The sequence below is a fragment of the Erwinia sp. SLM-02 genome (genome assembly GCF_037450285.1).
Taxonomy (GTDB): Bacteria; Pseudomonadota; Gammaproteobacteria; order Enterobacterales; family Enterobacteriaceae; genus Erwinia.
Genome location: NZ_JAQISN010000001.1, coordinates 206,256 through 226,132, shown reverse-complemented (window position 1 = coordinate 226,132; position 19,877 = coordinate 206,256). Strand labels below are relative to the sequence as shown.

The 19,877-nt window shown below is 57.9% G+C and carries 17 protein-coding genes; 13 read left to right on the top strand and 4 right to left on the bottom strand.

Going from position 1 to position 19,877, the window contains the following annotated elements; all coding sequences use genetic code 11:
* Window positions 1–99: 99 nt before the first annotated feature.
* The 7 genes from allD to PGH32_RS01105 all read left to right on the top strand — a co-directional run bounded on the left by allD (window position 100) and on the right by PGH32_RS01105 (window position 7,267).
* The gene (gene allD, locus PGH32_RS01135) at window positions 100–1,149 is read left to right on the top strand and encodes an ureidoglycolate dehydrogenase (protein ID WP_314418504.1); all 1,050 of its coding nucleotides are present in this window, start codon (window positions 100–102) and stop codon (window positions 1,147–1,149) included.
* 157 nt (window positions 1,150–1,306) lie between these two features.
* On the top strand, window positions 1,307–2,554 hold the full coding sequence (gene allC / locus PGH32_RS01130) for an allantoate deiminase (RefSeq protein ID WP_337892957.1): 1,248 nt from the start codon (window positions 1,307–1,309) through the stop codon (window positions 2,552–2,554).
* On the top strand, window positions 2,551–3,828 hold the full coding sequence (locus tag PGH32_RS01125; RefSeq protein ID WP_337892956.1) for an MFS transporter: 1,278 nt from the start codon (window positions 2,551–2,553) through the stop codon (window positions 3,826–3,828). Before allC ends, PGH32_RS01125 begins: the two co-directional genes overlap by 4 nt.
* Window positions 3,829–3,880: 52 nt before the next feature.
* Entirely contained in the window at window positions 3,881–4,666 is a 786-nt protein-coding gene (gene allE, locus PGH32_RS01120; RefSeq protein WP_337892955.1) for a (S)-ureidoglycine aminohydrolase, read from the top strand.
* Between the two features lie 182 nt (window positions 4,667–4,848).
* On the top strand, window positions 4,849–5,769 hold the full coding sequence (allS, locus tag PGH32_RS01115) for an HTH-type transcriptional activator AllS (RefSeq protein WP_314418512.1): 921 nt from the start codon (window positions 4,849–4,851) through the stop codon (window positions 5,767–5,769).
* 131 nt (window positions 5,770–5,900) lie between these two features.
* Window positions 5,901–6,815 (top strand): SPFH domain-containing protein, encoded by a 915-nt coding sequence (locus PGH32_RS01110; RefSeq protein ID WP_314418514.1) that lies wholly within the window; start codon window positions 5,901–5,903, stop codon window positions 6,813–6,815.
* A complete protein-coding gene (locus tag PGH32_RS01105) occupies window positions 6,815–7,267 on the top strand; it encodes an NfeD family protein (protein ID WP_314418517.1) in 453 nt (150 codons plus the stop codon). Before PGH32_RS01110 ends, PGH32_RS01105 begins: the two co-directional genes overlap by 1 nt.
* On the opposite strand, the gene cueR is transcribed toward PGH32_RS01105, so the two are convergent.
* Window positions 7,264–7,674 (bottom strand): Cu(I)-responsive transcriptional regulator, encoded by a 411-nt coding sequence (gene cueR / locus PGH32_RS01100; protein ID WP_314418520.1) that lies wholly within the window; start codon window positions 7,672–7,674, stop codon window positions 7,264–7,266. The genes PGH32_RS01105 and cueR overlap by 4 nt on opposite strands.
* Before the next feature lie 95 nt (window positions 7,675–7,769).
* Between cueR and copA the strand changes: the two genes are divergently transcribed.
* The 3 genes from copA to ybaK all read left to right on the top strand — a co-directional run bounded on the left by copA (window position 7,770) and on the right by ybaK (window position 11,843).
* Window positions 7,770–10,283 (top strand): copper-exporting P-type ATPase CopA, encoded by a 2,514-nt coding sequence (gene copA, locus PGH32_RS01095; RefSeq protein WP_337892954.1) that lies wholly within the window; start codon window positions 7,770–7,772, stop codon window positions 10,281–10,283.
* A gap of 101 nt (window positions 10,284–10,384) precedes the next feature.
* Complete coding sequence (locus PGH32_RS01090) at window positions 10,385–11,185, top strand: TraB/GumN family protein (protein ID WP_314418524.1); 801 nt, start codon at window positions 10,385–10,387, stop codon at window positions 11,183–11,185.
* A 178-nt stretch (window positions 11,186–11,363) separates the two neighbouring features.
* Window positions 11,364–11,843, top strand: coding sequence for a Cys-tRNA(Pro)/Cys-tRNA(Cys) deacylase YbaK (gene ybaK, locus PGH32_RS01085; protein ID WP_314418525.1), 480 nt, complete (start codon window positions 11,364–11,366; stop codon window positions 11,841–11,843).
* Here ybaK and PGH32_RS01080 read toward each other — a convergent pair.
* Window positions 11,840–12,706 (bottom strand): LysR family transcriptional regulator, encoded by an 867-nt coding sequence (locus PGH32_RS01080; protein WP_314418527.1) that lies wholly within the window; start codon window positions 12,704–12,706, stop codon window positions 11,840–11,842. The two genes, ybaK and PGH32_RS01080, sit on opposite strands and share 4 nt — an antisense overlap.
* 91 nt (window positions 12,707–12,797) lie before the next feature.
* On the opposite strand from PGH32_RS01080, the gene PGH32_RS01075 reads away from it, so the two are divergent.
* Complete coding sequence (locus PGH32_RS01075) at window positions 12,798–13,250, top strand: multidrug/biocide efflux PACE transporter (RefSeq protein WP_314418529.1); 453 nt, start codon at window positions 12,798–12,800, stop codon at window positions 13,248–13,250.
* Window positions 13,251–13,302: 52 nt separating this feature from the next.
* Here the strand turns inward: PGH32_RS01075 and ushA are convergent, their stop codons facing one another.
* The gene (gene ushA, locus PGH32_RS01070) at window positions 13,303–14,901 is read right to left on the bottom strand and encodes a bifunctional UDP-sugar hydrolase/5'-nucleotidase UshA (protein WP_314418888.1); all 1,599 of its coding nucleotides are present in this window, start codon (window positions 14,899–14,901) and stop codon (window positions 13,303–13,305) included.
* A gap of 287 nt (window positions 14,902–15,188) precedes the next feature.
* Here ushA and PGH32_RS01065 point away from each other — a divergent pair, with 287 nt between their 5' ends.
* Both PGH32_RS01065 and ybaL read left to right on the top strand, forming a co-directional pair.
* Entirely contained in the window at window positions 15,189–16,388 is a 1,200-nt protein-coding gene (locus PGH32_RS01065) for an MFS transporter (RefSeq protein ID WP_337892953.1), read from the top strand.
* Window positions 16,389–16,722: 334 nt separating this feature from the next.
* Window positions 16,723–18,405: a YbaL family putative K(+) efflux transporter gene (gene ybaL / locus PGH32_RS01060; RefSeq protein WP_314418534.1), complete on the top strand. Its 1,683-nt coding sequence runs from the start codon at window positions 16,723–16,725 to the stop codon at window positions 18,403–18,405.
* 112 nt (window positions 18,406–18,517) lie between these two features.
* Here the strand turns inward: ybaL and PGH32_RS01055 are convergent, their stop codons facing one another.
* Window positions 18,518–19,822 (bottom strand): inosine/guanosine kinase, encoded by a 1,305-nt coding sequence (locus tag PGH32_RS01055; protein WP_314418535.1) that lies wholly within the window; start codon window positions 19,820–19,822, stop codon window positions 18,518–18,520.
* Between the last annotated feature and the right edge of the window lie 55 nt (window positions 19,823–19,877).

Genomic DNA, 19,877 nt, shown 5'->3' with positions numbered 1-19,877 from the left:
TGGAATAATGCCCGGCTGGATCACATTATTTCGCTTCCAGCTTTATACATTAGGCATCAGAGGTGGATTAATTAAACCGTAGTAACCAAAGGACTATTTATGAAAGTCTCTAAGCAGGAATTATATCAACTTATTCGGAATAAAATACATTCTGCCGGATTAAGCCAGGAACATGCCGGTATCGTCGCGGATGTTCTGGTACACGCTGATGCACGCGGCATCCACTCTCACGGAGCGGTGAGGGTTGAATACTACTCAGAGCGCATCAGCAAGGGAGGCACCAACAACCAGCCTCATTTCACCTTTGAAAAGACCGGGCCATGCAGCGCCATTTTTGACGGCGATAACGGTGCCGGGCACGTTGCCTCGAAGCTGGCCATGGATCGCGCCATCGAAATGGCGAAAGAAAACGGTGTGGCGGTGGTCGGCGTGCGCCGCATCGGCCACAGCGGCGCACTCTCCTACTTTGTGCAGCAGGCGTCAAAAGCCGGGATGATTGGGATTTCAGTCTGCCAGTCCGACCCTATGGTCGTTCCTTACGGCGGCGCGGACGTCTACTACGGCACCAACCCGATTGCCTTCTCTGCGCCGGCGGAAGGCGACGAGAACATTACCTTTGATATGGCCACCACCGTGCAGGCGTGGGGCAAAGTGCTGGATGCCCGTTCACGCAACGTGCCAATCCCGGATACCTGGGCCGTCGATGCTGAAGGCCAGCACACCACCGATCCTTTCGCCGTCAGCGGCCTGCTGCCGATCGCCGGCCCGAAAGGCTACGGTCTGATGATGATGGTCGATATTCTCTCCGGCATTCTGCTGGGCCTGCCGTTCGGCAAACACGTCAGTTCGATGTACCACGATCTCAGCGCGGGCCGCGAACTGGGGCAGCTGCATATCGTGCTGAATCCGGCCTATTTCACCAATGAAAGCAGCTTCCGTAAAAATATCAGCCAGGTGATGAAAGAGCTGAACGAAGTGAAACCGGCACCGGGCGTGGAAAAAGTCCTTTATCCCGGTCAGGGTAGCCATCTTCGCGAAATTGAAAGCGATCGTGACGGCATCGATATCGTTGATGAAATATATCAGTACCTGGTTTCAGATGATATTTATCAAAAATCGTACGATCACAAAGATCCCTTTGCCAGCTAAACGCGCTGGTTATTACCGTTACGGTGATGTTTTCGTTTAAATAAACATCACCTACGTTGAGTCTCCTTATAAATAATCCGGGCAAAGCAGGGCTGCTGATTAAATGTACGTTTAACGCCCTTTACTTTACTCAGGGATTGCAAGCGGGAAGTTAAATATGAAAGATTTCCGACAAGAAATAACCGATATCTCCGGCAAATTGTCAAAAATTGGTGCCGATCCTACCGGCGGCATGACGCGTCTGCTGTACACCAAAGAGTGGGTTGAGGCGCAAAAAACGCTCAAGAATATCTTCGAAACCGCCGGATTTACCGCTTCACATGATGCAACAGGAAACCTCTTTGCCCGCCTGACCGGGTCGAAATATCCCGGGCAGACCATTATGACCGGCTCCCATATTGATACCGTGGTCAACGGCGGCAACCTCGACGGCCAGTTCGGTATTGAAGCCTCTTTCCTGGCGGCGAACTACCTGAAGAACACCTACGGCCCGCCGCTGCGTTCGCTGGAGGTGATTGCCATGGCCGAAGAGGAAGGCAGCCGCTTCCCTTACGTCTTCTGGGGCAGCAAAAATATCTTCGGCCTGGCGCGCCGTCAGGATGTGGAAAATATCAGCGATGCCAAAGGCGTGAACTTTGTTGACGCCATGCGCCAGGCGGGCTTTGACTTCCGCGCGGAAGATTGTCCGCTGCGCAACGACATCGCCGCCTTCGTTGAAATCCACATCGAGCAGGGCAAAGTGCTGGAAACCGAAGGGAAAACCATCGGCGTGGTCACCAGCATCGTCGGCCAGCGCCGTTACGATATCCGCCTGAAGGGTGAATCCAACCATGCGGGCACGACGCCAATGGGCTATCGCCGCGATACGGTCTACGCCTTCAGCCGCATCTGTACCGAATCCATCGCTAAAGCGCATGCAGAGGGCGATCCGCTGGTGCTGACCTTCGGCAAGGTTGAGCCGAAACCGAACACCGTTAACGTGGTTCCCGGCTTTACCCACTTTACGATGGACTGCCGCCATACCGACGCGGATACCCTGGTGCGCTTTACGGAAGAAATTGAAGCAGATATGCGCCGCATCTGCGATGAAATGGGCATTGAAATTGAGATCGACCGCTGGATGGATGAAACCCCGATCCCGATGGATAAGCTGCTGGTCGAGTGCGTCAGCCATCTGTGCGAGAAGAACAAGGTCAACTACCGCCTGATCCACAGCGGCGCAGGGCATGATTCGCAGATTTTCTCTCCGCGCGTGCCAACGGTGATGATCTTTGTGCCCAGCATTGACGGCATCAGCCATAACCCGGCGGAAAAAACCCATCTCGATGACCTGGCGGAAGGGGTGAAAGTCCTCGCCCATACGCTTTATCAACTCGCCTGGACCGAAGAGGGAGGCAGCCTGTGAGCAATAGCAAAGTGGCATCCGGCAACGCATCCGATCCGCTCTACTGGAAAAAGATCGTCGTCGTCCTCTGCCTTGGCTGGGCGGTGATCTGGATTTACCGCACCATCCTGACGCCGATTTTCCCTGAAATTCAGGCCACAATCGGCGCACATTCAAACGCAGAAATGGGACTGATCGCCAGTTTCTACTTCTTCGCCTACACCGGTATGCAGATCCCGTCGGGGATTCTGGTTGATAAGTTTGGCAAAAAAGTGGTGCTGATACCCGGCTTCTGCCTGTTTATCGTCGCCACGCTGCTGATCGGTAACGCCACCAGCCTGACCATGGTTTACGTCGGTAGCCTGCTGGCCGGTATGGGCTGCGGCTCTTACTACGGCTCGGCTTATTCACTGTCCTCCGAGAACATCCCGCTGGAACGCCGCGGCCTGGCGACGGCGATCATCAACAGCGGTTCCGCGCTGGGGATGGCGATCGGCCTGATTGCCTCCAGCCTGCTGGTGAAAAGCATGGGCATGGACTGGCAGCTGACGATATTTATGATCACCGCCCTGCTGGTGATTATGACCCTCGTCTTCGCCGTGGTGATTAAAGGTGGTTCTTACAGCAGCCACCTCGCCAGCCAGCCTGCCAACACCGCCGCCGCCGCACCGGAAGAAACGAACGAAGCCAGCGGGCTGTTCAGCATGCGGATGATCTCGGCCTACGTGATGTATTTCGCCACCTGCTACGGCTACTACATGATCGTGACCTGGCTGCCGTCGTTCCTGCAGCAGGAGCGCGGATTCGAAGGCGTGGCGATTGGTTTCTCCTCCGCGCTGGTGGCTTTTGCCTCCGTACCGGGTGCGCTGTTCTTCAGCCGCATGTCGGACCGTTTCCGCAATAAGAAAGTCCAGCTGATTATCTTCCTGGAGCTGTGCGCGGCGGTGATGCTGGTCTGCACGGTGATCTCGCCGGACTCCACCACGCTGCTGATCAGCCTGATCCTGTACGGACTGCTGGGCAAGCTGGCCGTTGACCCGATCATGATTTCATTCGTTGCCGATAACGCACCGAAGAAAGGTTACGGCACCAGCTTTGGCGTCTTTAACTTCTTCGGTATGTCCTCTTCGGTGATCGCCCCCTTCCTGACCGGGGTTATCTCCGACAACACCGGTTCCAAGGTGATGGGCTTCTATATTTCAGCCGGCATTCTGGTCGTGGGCACGCTGATCTTCTTCATCGTTAACGTACTGATGAAGCAGAAAAGTAAACGTCAGACTGCCGCACAGGCATAACGTTGTATCCGGCCACGGGTCTGTGGCCGCTAAATATTTAAGGAGAATGATTATGGGATACTTTACGAATCAGATCGGCTATCCAAAAGACCTTCTGGCATCGCGCTCCATTATTAAACGTAAAAACTATGCGCTAATCCCACCGGAAGGGTTGGTCAGAAACGTTATTCCCGGCTTTGAAAACTGCGACGTCACCATTCTGGCCACGCCAAAGCTGGGCGCAACGTTCGTGGATTATCTGGTCACCCTGCATGACGGCGGGCGTAACCAGCAGGGATTCGGTGGGGAAAACGTTGAAACCTTCGTCTATGTGATTGACGGCAAGATCACTGCCTCCGCCGACAGCACCGCCTACCCGCTGACCAGCGGCGGCTATCTGTTCTGCCCGGCGGGCGTGACCCTGCGCCTGGAAAACACCAACGACGGCCAGCCCAGCCAGCTGTTCCTCTACAAGCGGACCTATCAGCGCATCAAAGGCTACGAGGCGCACGTGGTTAGCGATAACGTGAAAAACCTGGAGAAAATTCACTACGAAGGCATGAGTGATGTCACCCTGCAGGATCTGCTGCCGAAAGAGCTGGGCTTCGATATGAATATGCATATCCTCTCCTTCAAGCCCGGCGCCAGCCACGGCTATGTGGAAACCCACGTCCAGGAGCACGGCGCCTACGTGCTGACCGGCGCGGGCGTGTATAACCTGGATAACGAATGGATCCCGGTGAAAAAAGGCGACTACATCTTTATGGGCGCCTATGTTCCACAGGCCGGCTACGCTGTCGGTAAAGAGGAGTTCAGCTACATCTACTCCAAAGACTGTAACCGCGATGTAGACTGCTGATGTAAAGCCGGCAGGCCACGCGGTTTACCGTGTGGCCTGTTGTACCCGCTCGCGCCTTTCAACTTTCTGCAACATTCATCAACTCTTTTCTGGCTCTGCATCATCATTCCCCAGCTGTTATCCTGTTAGGCTTAGCGTTTACCGTCCGGTGATGGGACGCGTTTATCAGGAGCCTATTCTCTGTGCTTGACCAGGAAACTATCCGTACCTTTATCCACGTGGCGGAAAGCCACAGCTTTTCTAAAACGGCCGAAGCGCTGTTCAAAACCCCTGCGGCGATCAGCTACCGGATAAAAATGCTGGAGGAGGATGTCGGCACCCAGCTGTTTATGCGCACCACCCGTATCGTTCAGCTGACCCCCGCGGGCGATCATCTGCTGGAACGCTGCCGCCAGTGGCTGGCGTGGCTGGATGCGATGCCGGGGGAGCTGCAGCAGATCAATAACGGCGTTGAGCGCCAGGTGAATATCGTGATTAATAACCTGCTCTATTCGCCACAGGCCGTCGCAAAACTGCTGGCGCACCTGCATCAGAAATTTCCGCTGACCCAGTTTCTTATCTCACGCCAGGTCTATATGGGCGTCTGGGATTCCCTGCTGCACGATGATTTTCAGCTGGCGATAGGCGTGACGGGTTCGGAAGCGCTGGCTAATAACGTCAGCATGCTGGAGCTGGGCGGCGTTAGCTGGCTGTTTGTGGTGGCCGCTCATCACCCGCTCGCCAGCAGTGAAGGCCCGCTGCATGAGGACAAGCTGCGCGCCTGGCCGGCGATCAATATCGAAGATACCTCACGTAATCTCACCAAGCGCGTTGCCTGGCTGCTGCCGGGTCAAAAAGAGATTATCGTGCCCGACCTGAGCAGCAAGCTGGAGTGCCATCTTCAGGGCCTGGGCGTCGGCTTTTTGCCTGCTGAGCTTTGCCAGCGCTATATCAATAATGGCCAGCTGGTGAGCTGTGAGGTCGCCAATCAGCGCCAGCCCTCGCCGCTCTCTCTGGCCTGGCAGAATGAATCGGGTAAAGCCGTGGAGGAGATCGTTTCGCTATTCCAGCAGCAGGCCGGGCCCGTGCGCGATTTTCTGCAAAATATCGACCTCCCTGCGTGATGCCGCACAGATGAGCGCCACCGGGGCAAAAAAATAGCGGTGCGGCTATGCTAACGGGCGTAAATCCCGCAAACTGTTCGCTGCGGGGCACAAGCTAACCGGCCCCGATAATAACAATCCGGAGGTTATTAATGCTTGCTGTTATTCCCGTCATTATCATTCTGGCTCTGATTATCGTCTGGTCCGGCATCAAAATTGTCCCGCAGGGATATCAGTGGACCGTTGAACGCTTTGGCCGCTATACCACCACGCTCCAGCCGGGTTTAAACCTGGTCGTGCCCTTTATGGATCGCGTTGGCCGCAAAATTAATATGATGGAACAGGTGGTGGATATTCCTTCTCAGGAGATTATCTCGAAGGATAACGCCAGCGTGACGATCGATGCCGTCTGCTTTATTCAGGTGGTCGATCCGGCACGCGCGGCCTATGAAGTCAGCAACCTTGAGCTGGCGATCATCAACCTCACTATGACCAATATGCGCACCGTGCTCGGCTCAATGGAGCTGGATGAGATGCTGTCGCAGCGCGATAACATCAACACCCGCCTGCTGCACATTGTTGATGAAGCCACCAACCCGTGGGGCGTTAAAATCACCCGCATTGAGATCCGTGACGTGCGGCCCCCGGCGGAACTGATTGCCTCAATGAACGCCCAGATGAAGGCGGAACGGACCAAGCGCGCCGATATTCTGGAAGCTGAAGGGGTGCGCCAGGCGGCGATTCTGCGTGCGGAAGGGGAAAAGCAGTCGCAGATCCTCAAGGCCGAAGGCGAACGCCAGTCCGCTTTCCTTGCCGCCGAAGCGCGTGAACGCGGCGCAGAAGCCGAGGCGCGGGCGACCAAAATGGTTTCTGAAGCCATTGCTGCCGGAGACATTCAGGCGATTAACTACTTCGTGGCGCAAAAATATACCGATGCCCTGCAGAATATCGGGGCCGCCAACAACAGCAAAGTGGTGATGATGCCGCTGGATGCCAGCAGCCTGCTCGGTTCAATTGCCGGTATCAGCGAACTGCTGGGCGATCGTAAAACGGAGCGGAACCGCTGATGATTGCTGACCTGCTGGCCAACCCCTGGTGGCTGTGGCTGACGCTGGGCGGACTGCTGCTGGCGGCTGAAATGCTGGGCACCAGCGGATATCTGCTGTGGAGCGGTATCGCCGCCGTGCTGGTGGCGCTGCTGGTCTGGCTGGTGCCGATGCCGTGGGAGTGGCAGGGCATCAGCTTTGCGGTGCTCACCGTACTTGCCGCACTGTGGTGGCATCGCTGGCTGCAGCGCCGCGAACGTCAACGGCCGCCTTCGTCGCTCAATCAGCGCGGGCAGCAGCTTATCGGTCGTCGATTAACGCTGGACACCCCGCTGGTTAACGGGTTTGGCCACGTGCGTATCGGCGACGGCAACTGGCGCGTGCAGTCAACAGAAGACCTGCCCGCGGGCTGCAACATCGTGGTGATTGCCGTTGAGGGCATTACCCTGCAGGTGGTACGCCGCGACAGCTAGGCCGGTTTTTTCGTTGCGCAGCAGCCCGCCAGGTGGTTGATGATCGGGCAGTCCGCACTGTCATCCCCGGGGCAGCTGGCCGCCATATCGAGCAGCCGCAGGCGCATCTGCGTCAGCTGCTCGATATGATTTTCAATTTCTTTCACTTTCTCCAGCGTGCGCGCTTTCACATCCGCGCTGTGCCGCTGCGGATCGTTGAGCAGGCTGACCATTTCCCGACACTCGTCCAGATTAAACCCGACCTGCCGCGCCTGGCGCAGTAACGTCAGCTCTTCCAGCTGCTTCGCCGAGTAGGTGCGGTAGCCGTTATCGCCGCGCAGCGGGGGCGTCACCAGCCCTTTTTCTTCATAAAAGCGAATCGCTTTGCTGGTCAGGCCGGTTTTTTTTGCGACCTCACTGATATTCATGATTGCTCCTTGACCTTCCCCTTGATGGAAGGTTTAACCTTCATTACTACTGCAAACCGAGCACCGGGTCAAACCGGGCAACGAGGAGTTTTATTATGTCACATACCACGCTACTGGCGCTGGATGGCCTGACCTGCGGCCACTGCGTTAAACGGGTTCAGGAAACGCTGTCTAAACTCGACAATGTTGAACAGGCCGAGGTGACCGTAAGTGAAGCGCGCGTCACCGGTACCGCCAGCGCCGAGGCGCTGATTGCCGCCGTGGAAGGCGCAGGCTATCACGCCACTCTGTCAGCGGACGACAACCACCCAAAGTCTGATCCGCTGACAGAATCAGAAACTCAGCCGGAAGCGCTGACAGCGGCCGTTTCCCAGCTTCCGGCATCCGACGCTGGCGACAGCTATCAGCTGTTGATTGACGGTATGAGCTGCGCCAGCTGTGTCGGACGCATACAGAACGCCTTACAAAACGTGCCGGGCGTCAGCCAGGCGCGGGTCAACCTTGCCGAACGCAGCGCGCTGGTGCTGGGCACCACCTCGCCGCAAACGCTGATCGATGCGGTCAGCAACGCGGGCTACGCGGCCGAAATTATTGAAGATGAAACCGAACGCCGCGAAAAGCAGCAGCAGAGTGCGCAGACCGCCACGCGGCGCTTCCGCTGGCAGGCCGCTCTGGCTCTGGCTCTCGGCATTCCGTTGATGGGCTGGGGGATGATCGGTGACAATATGATGCTCACCGCTGAAAACCGCAGCGGCTGGCTGGCGGTTGGCGTGCTCACGCTGTTGGTGATGATTATCGCCGGCGGCCACTTCTACCGCAGCGCCTGGCGCAGCCTGCTCAACCGCACCGCCACCATGGATACGCTGGTGGCCCTCGGTACCGGTGCAGCGTGGCTCTACTCCATCAGCGTGAATCTTTGGCCGGAGTGGTTCCCGATGGAGGCCCGCCACCTCTATTACGAAGCCAGCGCGATGATTATCGGCCTGATTAACCTCGGCCATATGCTGGAACAGCGTGCCCGCCAGCGCTCCTCGCAGGCGCTGGAAAAGCTGCTGGACCTGACGCCTCCGACCGCCCGCGTAGTCACCGAATCCGGCGAAAAAGTGATGCCGCTGAATGAAGTCCAGCTGGGCATGACGCTGCGCGTGACCACCGGAGACCGCGTGCCGGTTGACGGCACCATTGTGCAGGGCGAAGCCTGGCTGGATGAGGCAATGCTGACCGGTGAGGCGATCCCGCAGCAGAAATCCCCTGGCGATACGATTCATGCGGGAACGGTCCTTCAGGACGGCAGCGTGCTGTTCAGCGCGCAGGCCATCGGCAAAAACACCACGCTCTCACGCATTATCCAGCTGGTACGCCAGGCGCAGAGCAGCAAGCCGGAAATTGGCCAGCTGGCCGATAAAATTTCAGCGGTGTTCGTTCCGGCGGTGGTGGCTATTGCCCTGCTGAGTGCCGCGATCTGGTATTTCGTCGGCCCCGCGCCGCAGATCGTCTATACGCTGGTGATTGCCACTACCGTGCTGATTATCGCCTGCCCCTGCGCGCTGGGGCTGGCCACGCCGATGTCGATTATCTCCGGCGTGGGCCGCGCGGCCGAGTTTGGCGTGCTGGTTCGCGATGCCGACGCCCTGCAGCGCGCCAGTACGCTGACCACGCTGGTCTTTGATAAAACCGGGACGCTGACAGAAGGCGCACCGCGCGTGGTGGAGGTCGTGTTGTTCAATGGCGCGACGGCAGCGGACGTCGGGCGCCAGGCCGCCGCGCTGGAACAGGGATCCAGCCATCCGCTGGCGCGGGCGATTATCGATCACGCCGCGCTCCCATCGCTGCCGGAAGTTGCGCAATTTCGTACAATACCGGGGCTGGGCGTTAGCGGCATACTCGACGGTAAGCCGCTGCTGCTGGGCAACCTGGCGCTGATGGAGCAGCAGCAGATTGATACCCACGACATTGCGGCACCGCTGGCTGAGCATGCCGCAAACGGCACCACGCCGGTGCTGCTGGCGGCGGACGGGAAGATCGTCGCACTGTTTGCCATCCGCGATCCGCTGCGCCAGGAAAGCGTCAGTGCGCTGCAGCGCCTGCATCGTCGCGGCTATCAGCTGGTGATGCTGACCGGCGATAATGAAATTACCGCCCACGCCATCGCCCGGGAAGCCGGAATCGACCGGGTGATTGCCGGGGTGCTTCCTGACGGTAAAGCCCGGGCGATTAGCGAGCTACAGCATCAGGGCCAGCAGGTGGCGATGATCGGTGACGGCATTAACGATGCCCCGGCGCTGGCGCAGGCCGATGTGGGCATTGCCATGGGCGGCGGCAGCGATGTCGCCATTGAAACGGCGGCGATCACGCTGATGCGCCAGGATCTCAACGCCGTGGCGGATGCGCTGGCGATTGCTAAGGCCACGCTGCGCAATATGAAGCAGAACCTGCTGGGTGCGTTTATCTATAACGCCTGCGGTATCCCGATTGCGGCCGGAATACTGTATCCGCTGACCGGCACGCTGCTGAATCCGGTCGTGGCCGGGGCGGCGATGGCGCTCTCCTCCATCACGGTAGTGAGCAACGCTAACCGCCTGATTCGCTATCGCCCACCTCAGGATTAAGGCTTTACGTTACCGGCCGCGCGTGTGCTGCGTTTTGCCCTGTCACTCAGCGGGTTATCGCGATAGCATGAGGGTCAATAACGCGATCCGGCGGGGGGAACATGGGGAAAGTAATGCACGCACTGCGGCGACTGTCGCGCAGGCTCTGGCCGGTTGAGTATCGTTATCCGGCGCTGGATATTTCCCTGGGCCACCGGCATTTGCATCTGGTGGGCAGCATCCACATGGGAACGCGCAATATGTCTCCGCTGCCGGGGCAGCTGCTCAACCAGCTTTCGCATGTTGATGCACTGATTGTCGAGGCGGATATCACTACCGGCGGCTCCCCGTTTAGCGACAGCGCGCTCTGCCCGCCGCTGGAGCAGCGGCTGTCAGCCGAACGATTCCAGCTGCTGGAAAAGCTGTGCGGCGAACTGAATATCGATCTGCCCCGCATCGACACGCTGCCCGCCTGGCAGGTCGCGCTGATGCTTCAGGCACAGCAGGCGCAGCGGCTCGGTCTGCGTGCCGACTGCGGTATTGATTATCAACTGCTGCAGGCGGCGAAAGAGCGGCAGATAAAGATCATTGAACTCGAAGGGCCGGAAACCCAGCTGGCACTGCTGAAATCGCTGCCGGATGAAGGGATGACGCTGCTGGAAGATACGTTACAGCACTGGCACGTTAACGCCCGGCTGCTGCAGACGATGGTCAGCTGGTGGCTGGAAGCACCGCCCGGCAGCAATGGAAGAACGGTGCTGCCGGATACCTTCAGCAGTAGCCTGAGTGATTTACTGATGCATCAGCGCAATCAGCGCTGGTGCCAGCAGCTGCATGCGCTGCCGCCGGGGCGCTATATCCTGGCGGTTGGCGCACTGCATCTCTACGGTGAGGGCAATCTCCCCAGCCTCCTGCAGGGATAAAAAAATGGCCGATATCGCTATCGGCCAGTCAATAAGGAAATTTTTATGATTTTGGTTATCTATCAGCACGCATGCTGACGCGGGGCAGATTGTCGCTCAATGCGCACTTTTTCTCCAGTACTTTTATTCACCAATTTTAAGCGGCACGTATGCGGACGGAACGGGAAGGATTAAGACGATGACGCCGGCGGTAAAACTGTTAGAAAAACAAAAAGTCAGCTTTACGCTGCACCCCTACGAACACGACAGTAACGAAACCAACTTCGGTGATGAGGCGGTGCGCAAGCTGAATCTTGACGCCGAGCGGGTCTACAAAACGCTGCTGGTTGCGCTGAACGGTGATAATAAAACTCTCGCCGTTGCCGTCACGCCGGTTGCCGGACAGCTCGATCTGAAAAAAGTGGCGAAGGCGTTAGGGGCAAAGAAAGTCGAGATGGCCGATCCGCAGTTCGCCCAGCGCAGTACCGGCTATCTGCTGGGCGGCATCAGCCCGCTGGGGCAGAAAAAGCGCCTGCCGACGGTCATCGACCATCTGGCGCAGGGCTTCGGGACGATTTATGTTTCCGGCGGCAAGCGCGGGCTGGATCTCGAACTGGCCCCGAACGATCTGGCAGCCCTCCTCAATGCCCGCTTTGCCGATATCGCCAAGCGGGATTAATCCGGCCGCTGATTAATCAGCTCATCGATCATCCAGCGGCCCGCCGGGCCGGGCGGAGACAGCCGCGACCACGCAACATCCACCCGGATATTTTGCGGCCAGCCCGCCACCGGCAGCTCACGCAGCAGCTGGTGACCAAACTGCCCGGTCAGCCAGCGCGGCAGCACGCTCCAGCCAAATCCCTGTTCGGCCATCTCCAGCAGCAGTAGGTAGGACGGCGCCAGCCAGATTTTGCCTCCCGGCACCGGTTCCTGTTCAGTCCAGGTGTTGAGCCGCAGCTGCCTGACTCCCTGCAGTTCGGCTTCCGTCACGCTGTCCTGCTGGGCCAGCGGATGATCCTTATGCAGGTAAATCGCCATTTTCGCTTCCACCTGCAGGCGACGGAGGCAGATATTGGCCGGGTAGCGATCCTGTACGCGGATCACGCCGATGTGCGCCCTGCCGCTTTGCAGCAGATCGATCACGTCGCCGTCCTCGGCAATCATGCATTCAAATTCGATGTCGGGATAGCGGCTGGCAAAGCGTTTCAGCAGGTGTTCGTGATGATCGGCCTGCCAGAAATCGGAGATGGCCAGGCGCAGACAGGGCTCGACATCGCCGGCCAGCCGCATGGCAAGTTCATCGAGCTGCGCCGTGGCATTCAGAATCGCTTTCACCTGGGTCAGGATGCGATGGCCGTTTTCGGTCAGTACCGGGGTACGGGCTTCGCGGTTAAACAAAACCAGCCCGAGGTCGCTTTCCAGATTCGACACCGCCGTGCTGACCGTGGACTGACTTTTACGCAGCGCCCGCGCCGCGGCGGAGAACGAGCCGCTGTCGACGGTTTGAACAAAGGCCTCAAGGGATTCCGGTGAATAACGCATCGCTGATGTATCGCTTTTATCGATGGATAATCATTTTATCTTAGCAGCAAAAGGATAGAAAATACGCTTCCTGACTCATTCTGGAGGACATATGTCCACTCGTACGCTGAAAGAACGTTTTTATCATGCTGCAGGCTTTGAACTGGTGGCCATTGCGATTGTTTCCCCCGTTGCCGCCTGGCTGATGAACAAACCGCTTTTTCAAATGGGCGCACTGGCCATTATGCTTTCCACGGTAGCGATGATCTGGAACATGATTTATAACGCCGGGTTCGATCGTCTGTTCCCCCGCGAACGCGTAAAGCGCGGGCTGGCGCTGCGCGTGATGCATGCGCTGGGCTTTGAGGGAGGCTTTATTCTGATTGGTCTGCCGCTGGCGGCGTGGATGCTGGGCGTAACGCTGTGGCAGGCATTTCTGGTCGAGCTGGGCTTTTTCCTGTTTTTCCTGCCCTACACGGTGGTTTATAACTGGGTCTACGATAAGCTTCGCGAGCGCCTGATCCGTTCGCGTGAGCAGCGTAGCCAGGTCCGCTCTTCATCCTGAATAAACGGATACGGCGTGCCAGCGCGCGCCGTATCCGTCATCACAGCCTGCTTTACTGCGCTTTTTTATAAACAATTTCCCCGGCAGGCTGGTACTTCGCCGCATCCAGCGGCGAGTGGCCCTGAATGTACTGCTTCAGCACCTCTGCATCGACAAAGCCGGTATTGACGTAGCTGGCCTGCTTATCGACTTCCGGGTAGCCGTCACCGCCGGTAGCGTTGAAGCTCAGGGTGGCCATGCGGTAAACCTTATCGTCCTGCAGCGGTTCGCCGTTGATCTTCACGTCGCTCACTCCGCTGCCGTCGGCAACCAGGCTGACGCGGGCAAACTGCGCATAGGCACCGGAATCGACCTGCTTGTTAGCCACTACCGCCAGGTAGTCGCGCACCTCACTGCCTTTCATATCGACATACACCAGGGTATTACCAAACGGCTGTACCTTGAGTACGTCTTTATAGGTAATGTCTCCGGCTTCGATCGAATCACGCACGCCGCCGCCGCTCATCACCGCAAAATCGGCTTTGGTACGCTCAATCTGCCCTTCCAGAATTAAGCGTGCCATGTTGGTTTGCACGAAGCGGACCTTGCTGCGATCGCCTTCGAGGTGGCCGTTAACGCTGCCAATCTTCACCCCAAGCTGGGCCTCGCCCTTTTTCTGGAACGGCGTGAGCAGTTTCATCATCGCCGGATTTTTGTCGATTTCCGCGGTGTAGTTCACCCAGCTCGTACCGCCGTCGGCGTTAGTGACTTTGTGCTTCAGGTTGATCGGCACCAGTTCGTAATGTTCCAGCTTCAGCTGACCGTTGCGGAAGGTAAAGTCTGCGCGGCCAATATACTTGCCCCACTCATGGGCCTGCACGATCCAGGTGCCGTTCTGGCGATCCGGCGTACAGGGAGTGCCCGGCACGTAGTCCGCCTGCTTGACGTTCTCCTGGGCCATGCACACCGGATCCTGTGAGTGCCCACCCACAATCATATCCAGGTAGCCTGCGGGCAGCTCGCGGGCCATTTCCACATCGCCTGGCGCATTCGACCCGTGGTTGCCGTTGTCGTAATGCCCCATATGGGTCGCGGCAATAATCACATCCGGTTTTTCTTTCGCCCGCAGCTCTTCCACCACCGCTTTCGCTTCGGTTGCCGGTTTATGGAAGACGATATCGGTGAAGTTTTCCGGGTTGCCAATCTTGGCTGTGTCGTCGGTGGTCAGGCCGATAACCGCGATTTTCAGTCCCTTACGGTTGAACAGCGCATAGGGCTGGAACAGTCGCTGGCCGGTACTCTTTTGATAGATATTGGCGGAGAGCAGCGGGAACTTCGCCCACTTTTGCTGCTGGCGAAGCACGGAAAGTGGGTTATCAAACTCGTGATTACCAATTGCCATGGCATCGTAGCCAATCAGGTTCATACCGCGAAAATCAGGCTCGGCGTCCTGCAGATCGGATTCCGGTACGCCGGTATTGATATCGCCGCCGGAGAGGATCAGGACCGCACCGCCGTGCGACTGCACGTCAAGCCGGATCTTATCCATCATCGTTTTCTGTGCTGCCAGGCCATATTCGCCGTGTTCGTTGTTCCAGAACCGACCGTGATGATCGTTGGTGTGCAGCACGGTGAATTTATAGGTTCGGTCCTTCACCCAGGCCTGCGCCATCAGCGGGGCACTGAGCAGCGCTACCGCCAGCAGACTCAAAACAGGTTTGTTAAATCGGGTCACACCGCTTCTCCTTGTTCAATAACCGCAATTAAATCCGCAAAATAGCGGCTTTGGCAAAATAATCAGCAAAAGTATTCACTTTTTGTGACAGAGCCGCAACCACAGCGCGGAAATAGCTCTTAATGGTAATTACTCTCGCTGAGATTGTTCGCTATAACAGAGGGCTTTGCAGTGATTCCCCCCGCTGCACGTATAAAAACATAAATGGATGACAGGTTAATTTAATGGCAAGTGAATCCCCGCTCTCTTCTTCCCCCTCGCCCGTCCGGCGTACCGCGTTTGGCATTCTCGGTGCCATCAGCGTTGCCCATCTGCTTAACGATATGATCCAGTCGCTGATCCTGGCGATCTATCCGCTGCTGCGTGACGATTTTTCGCTCAGCTTCGTGCAGATCGGCCTGATCACCCTGACCTATCAGCTCACCGCGTCTTTGCTGCAGCCGCTTATCGGCCACTACACCGATAAGCATCCGCAGCCGTGGTCTCTGCCCATCGGCATGGGCTTTACGCTTTCCGGCCTGATCCTGCTCGCGCTGGCCGGGAATTTCGCCACCGTGCTGCTGGCAGCCGCGCTGGTGGGCACCGGTTCGTCGGTATTCCACCCCGAGTCCTCGCGCGTGGCGCGGATGGCCTCCGGCGGGCGTCATGGCCTGGCGCAGTCGCTGTTCCAGGTGGGCGGTAACTTTGGCAGCTCCCTCGGCCCGCTGCTGGCCGCGCTGGTGATTTCCCCTTACGGCCGCGGTAACGTTGCGTGGTTCTCGCTGGCGGCGCTGCTGGCAATTGTGGTGCTGCTGCAAATCAGCCGCTGGTATCAGACGCAAAACCAGATGGCGAAAAAGAACACGGCGGTCACCGTCAGCCCGCTGCCGCGTCGCCAGGTGGCCTTTGCGGTAAGCATTCTGCTGGTGCTGATTTTTTCGAAGTATTTTTATCTCACCAGCCTGAGCAGCTATTACACCTTCTATCTGATGCAAAAATTCGGTCTGTCGATACAGAACGCACAGCTGCATCTGTTTATTTTCCTGTTTGCCGTGGCGGCAGGGACGGTTATCGGTGGCCCGATTGGCGATAAGATTGGCCGTAAGCGCGTGATTTGGGCGTCTATTCTCGGCGTTGCGCCCTTTACGCTGCTGCTGCCGCATATGAACTTATTGTGGACCGGGGTGCTGTCGGTGATTATCGGCTTCGTGCTGGCTTCCGCGTTTTCCGCCATTCTGGTCTATGCCCAGGAGCTGATGCCGGGACGTATCGGTATGGTTTCCGGACTGTTTTTTGGTTTTGCCTTCGGCATGGGCGGGCTGGGTGCCGCCCTGCTCGGTCTGCTGGCCGACCACACCAGTATCGAACTGGTCTACCAAATCTGCGCTTATCTGCCGCTTCTCGGCATTCTCACGGCTTTCCTGCCTGATAACCGGCGTAAATAGTCCCTTACCGGTGCAATTGTCTGATTTTTGCACCGGTTCACGCTCCGGTAACACCAGCACTGTAATCTGATAAGTGTCTAAAATCGCACTTACTGACAACTTTCACCGTATGGCTCATATTTTTTTCCCTTAGTCTCAATAAACACAAGCGCCAGGGCGGATTATGCCATACACTGAAAACTTACAACTGGACACATTTATACTCTCAATCATTCGAGTTGCAGTACAGCGGAAGGCCCACCCGCCCGGCGCACGGATCGCACAGTGACCAGGGCAACAAGCAGGGCATCTGCCACTTGAAGTATGACGAGCAGGCATACATAAGGAGACAGGCATGCACCACACCACACCGCTTATCACCACCATCGTAGGAGGCTTAGTTCTCGCCTTCCTCCTCGGTATGCTGGCTAACCGCCTGCGCATCTCTCCCCTTGTAGGTTACCTGCTGGCTGGCGTCCTTGCTGGCCCTTTCACTCCAGGCTTTGTCGCTGATACCAATCTTGCTCCCGAACTGGCCGAACTGGGCGTGATCCTGCTGATGTTTGGCGTGGGTCTGCACTTCTCCTTAAAAGACCTGATGGCGGTAAAGTCGATCGCCATTCCCGGCGCTATCGCACAGATAGCCGTGGCGACGCTGCTGGGAATGGGCCTTTCCTGGGCAATGGGCTGGTCGATGCTCACCGGATTAGTGTTCGGGCTGTGCCTTTCCACCGCGAGTACGGTGGTGCTGCTCCGCGCGCTGGAAGAACGTCAGCTGATTGACAGCCAGCGCGGGCAGATTGCCATCGGCTGGCTGATTGTGGAAGACCTGGTGATGGTGCTGGCGCTGGTGCTGCTGCCCGCTATTGCCGGCATGTTTGAGGAAGGCAACGCCAGCATCGGCCTGCTGCTGTTCGATCTGGTGATCACCATCGGTAAAGTGGTGGCCTTTATGGTGCTGATGATGGTGGTTGGCCGCCGCGTGGTGCCGTGGATCCTCGCCCGCAGCGCCGCAACCGGCTCACGCGAGCTGTTTACCCTGGCGGTACTGGCGCTGGCGCTGGGTATTGCTTTCGGGGCGGTAGAGTTCTTTGATGTCTCCTTCGCGCTGGGTGCCTTCTTTGCCGGTATGGTGCTTAACGAGTCCGAGCTGAGCCACCGCGCCGCCCACGATACGCTGCCGCTGCGCGACGCCTTTGCGGTGCTGTTCTTTGTGTCGGTCGGCATGCTGTTTGACCCGATGATTCTGGTGCAGCAGCCACTGGCGGTGCTGGGCGCGCTGGCGATTATCGTCTTCGGTAAATCTCTTGCCGCGCTGTTCCTGGTGCGACTGTTTGGCCACTCCAAACGTACGGCGCTGACCATTTCAGTCAGCCTGGCGCAAATCGGTGAATTTGCCTTTATCCTGGCGGGATTAGGCGTATCCCTGAACCTGCTGCCGGAAACCGGCCGCAACCTGGTGCTGGCCAGCGCCATTCTGTCGATTATGCTGAACCCCATCCTGTTTGCCCTGCTGGAACGCTATCTGGAAAAAACCGAAACCATTGAAGAACAGACCATGGAAGAGGCGATCGAAGAAGAGAAGCAGATCCCGGTGGACCTGTGCAATCACGCCGTCGTGGTCGGTTTTGGCCGGGTTGGCAGCCTGCTGGGCAGCCGCCTGATGGAAGCCGGTATCCCGATTGTGGTGGTTGAGAACAGCCGCCCGCGCGTCGAAGCGCTGCGCGAGCAGGGCATCAAAGCGGTTTTAGGCAACGCCGCCCGGAGCGACATCATGGACCTGGCGCGACTCGACTGCGCGCGCTGGATGCTGCTGACCATCCCGAACGGCTATGAGGCCGGGGAAATTGTCACCGCCGCCCGTGAGAAGCGCCCGAACATTGAGATTATCGCCCGCGCCCATTACGACGATGAAGTGGATTACATTATGGAGCGCGGAGCTGACCGCGTGGTGATGGGCGAGCGTGAGATCGCCAACAGCATGCTCAATCTGATCCTGCTCAACCCGGTTGAAGCGCCGGCAGAGTGCCCGATCTGATGCCCGTAAAAAGGGACGACTTGGCGTCGTCCCTTTTTAACTCACCGGCTCACCGCCGGAGATATCAGAGCGGCGGATTTCATCTGCTCCGCCCGTCTTCCCTCTCCCCGCATCAACGTTCCCAGTAAGACTCTTCCAGGCTGTCTTCCCGCTCCGGCAGGCCACGCGACAGGCGCGGTGAATGCTGGTTCAACACCTGATAGCTGACGCGGTTAGCGTACTTACACACCTGTGCCAGCGAGGAGTAGGTCAGATAGCTGCGCCCGTGTTTGCTGGAGTTGGGCACGTTGCTGCGGTGGAAATTGTTGGCGGTAATATCGTGCAGCAGCGCCGCCAGCGCGCCGTCGCCGGCACCGTTGGTGTTCATGATTTTTTCCGGCCCGCCCATGTAGGGCGCAATATGGGAGAAAATCCGCAGCGGGACGGTGCAGTCCTGATGGCGCATGGCGCGGCTGAATTCGTACTGGTTAAACTCCGGGATGGCGCCGGGCAGCAGCGGATGGCGGGTGGTGCGCTTGCCCTCTTCCTCCGTGAACCCGGCCATATACAGACCGTTGGGTCCGGCGGTGCAGAGCACCAGATCCACCCAGTCGAGGGCGATATTCGATGCCTGGAGCGGATCGCTTTCGCCGGTCAGCTCAAAGGCCTCGTCTTCATTCATCGCCACGATCGACACGTGATCGCGCATAAAGTCGCGCCAGAACTGCGGATTATCGGCAATCACGTATTTCGTGCCGAGCGTGAGCACCACCGGCACGTTATGCTTTTTGGCATAGTGGATGGCCTGCATAGTCGCTTCCGGCATCGGTTCGCCCGGCTTGCAGCGCACCAGGTAGGAGGTCAGCACCAGCGCCGATGCCCCGGCGATAACCTCTTCCGGCACGCTTTCAGCGCGCAGCTGGTTCATCATGCCCGGGCTGATAGCGAAGGTGCGCTCGCCGTTGTCGCCCACCAGCGTGAAGCAGCGGCCGATTGCGCCGTCAACGCCCTGCAGGTAGTTCAGGTCGGTACGGCTGGAGGTATGGCACAGGTAGCGATAGGCGTAGCTGCCAATCTGGATATGGTTGCACATCACGCCCAGCAGCACCGAGCGGTCGTCGGCCAGTACGGAATAGTTGTGCAGCGTGTTGCCGATGGTGCCACCGGCAAACTGATGGGTGATCAGATTATCGCGCATCAGCTCTTCGTACAGCGCCTGGGCGACTTCATCTTCAATCACCAGCGAATGACCGACGCTGAGGCCGTAGCGGTGCACAAAGTCATCATCGACTTTGGCTTCGATATCTACAAGGATCTGGTCGATGCCCACTATCCAGCTATTTGCCGCCTCATTTTCCGGCTGAGCAACCTGCAGCAGCGGATCGCGCGCGCTGACGGGAAAATAGTGTTTGGATTTACGTTTACCGGGGAATTTCATAATTGCAGGACCAGAAGGGGAAGCAGGCGGCAATCATAGCATAATTGCGCAACGA

Excerpts from the sequence above, each read along its gene's own strand:
- allD (WP_314418504.1), top strand. The coding sequence starts at position 100 with ATGAAAGTCTCTAAGCAGGAATTATATCAACTTATTCGGAATAAAATA.
- allC (WP_337892957.1), top strand. The coding sequence starts at position 1,307 with ATGAAAGATTTCCGACAAGAAATAACCGATATCTCCGGCAAATTGTCA.
- allE (WP_337892955.1), top strand. The coding sequence starts at position 3,881 with ATGGGATACTTTACGAATCAGATCGGCTATCCAAAAGACCTTCTGGCA.
- PGH32_RS01110 (WP_314418514.1), top strand. The coding sequence starts at position 5,901 with ATGCTTGCTGTTATTCCCGTCATTATCATTCTGGCTCTGATTATCGTC.
- PGH32_RS01105 (WP_314418517.1), top strand. The coding sequence starts at position 6,815 with ATGATTGCTGACCTGCTGGCCAACCCCTGGTGGCTGTGGCTGACGCTG.
- cueR (WP_314418520.1), bottom strand. The coding sequence starts at position 7,674 with ATGAATATCAGTGAGGTCGCAAAAAAAACCGGCCTGACCAGCAAAGCG.
- copA (WP_337892954.1), top strand. The coding sequence starts at position 7,770 with ATGTCACATACCACGCTACTGGCGCTGGATGGCCTGACCTGCGGCCAC.
- PGH32_RS01090 (WP_314418524.1), top strand. The coding sequence starts at position 10,385 with ATGGGGAAAGTAATGCACGCACTGCGGCGACTGTCGCGCAGGCTCTGG.
- ybaK (WP_314418525.1), top strand. The coding sequence starts at position 11,364 with ATGACGCCGGCGGTAAAACTGTTAGAAAAACAAAAAGTCAGCTTTACG.
- PGH32_RS01080 (WP_314418527.1), bottom strand. The coding sequence starts at position 12,706 with ATGCGTTATTCACCGGAATCCCTTGAGGCCTTTGTTCAAACCGTCGAC.
- PGH32_RS01075 (WP_314418529.1), top strand. The coding sequence starts at position 12,798 with ATGTCCACTCGTACGCTGAAAGAACGTTTTTATCATGCTGCAGGCTTT.
- ushA (WP_314418888.1), bottom strand. The coding sequence starts at position 14,901 with ATGGCGCAGGCCTGGGTGAAGGACCGAACCTATAAATTCACCGTGCTG.
- PGH32_RS01065 (WP_337892953.1), top strand. The coding sequence starts at position 15,189 with ATGGCAAGTGAATCCCCGCTCTCTTCTTCCCCCTCGCCCGTCCGGCGT.
- ybaL (WP_314418534.1), top strand. The coding sequence starts at position 16,723 with ATGCACCACACCACACCGCTTATCACCACCATCGTAGGAGGCTTAGTT.
- PGH32_RS01055 (WP_314418535.1), bottom strand. The coding sequence starts at position 19,822 with ATGAAATTCCCCGGTAAACGTAAATCCAAACACTATTTTCCCGTCAGC.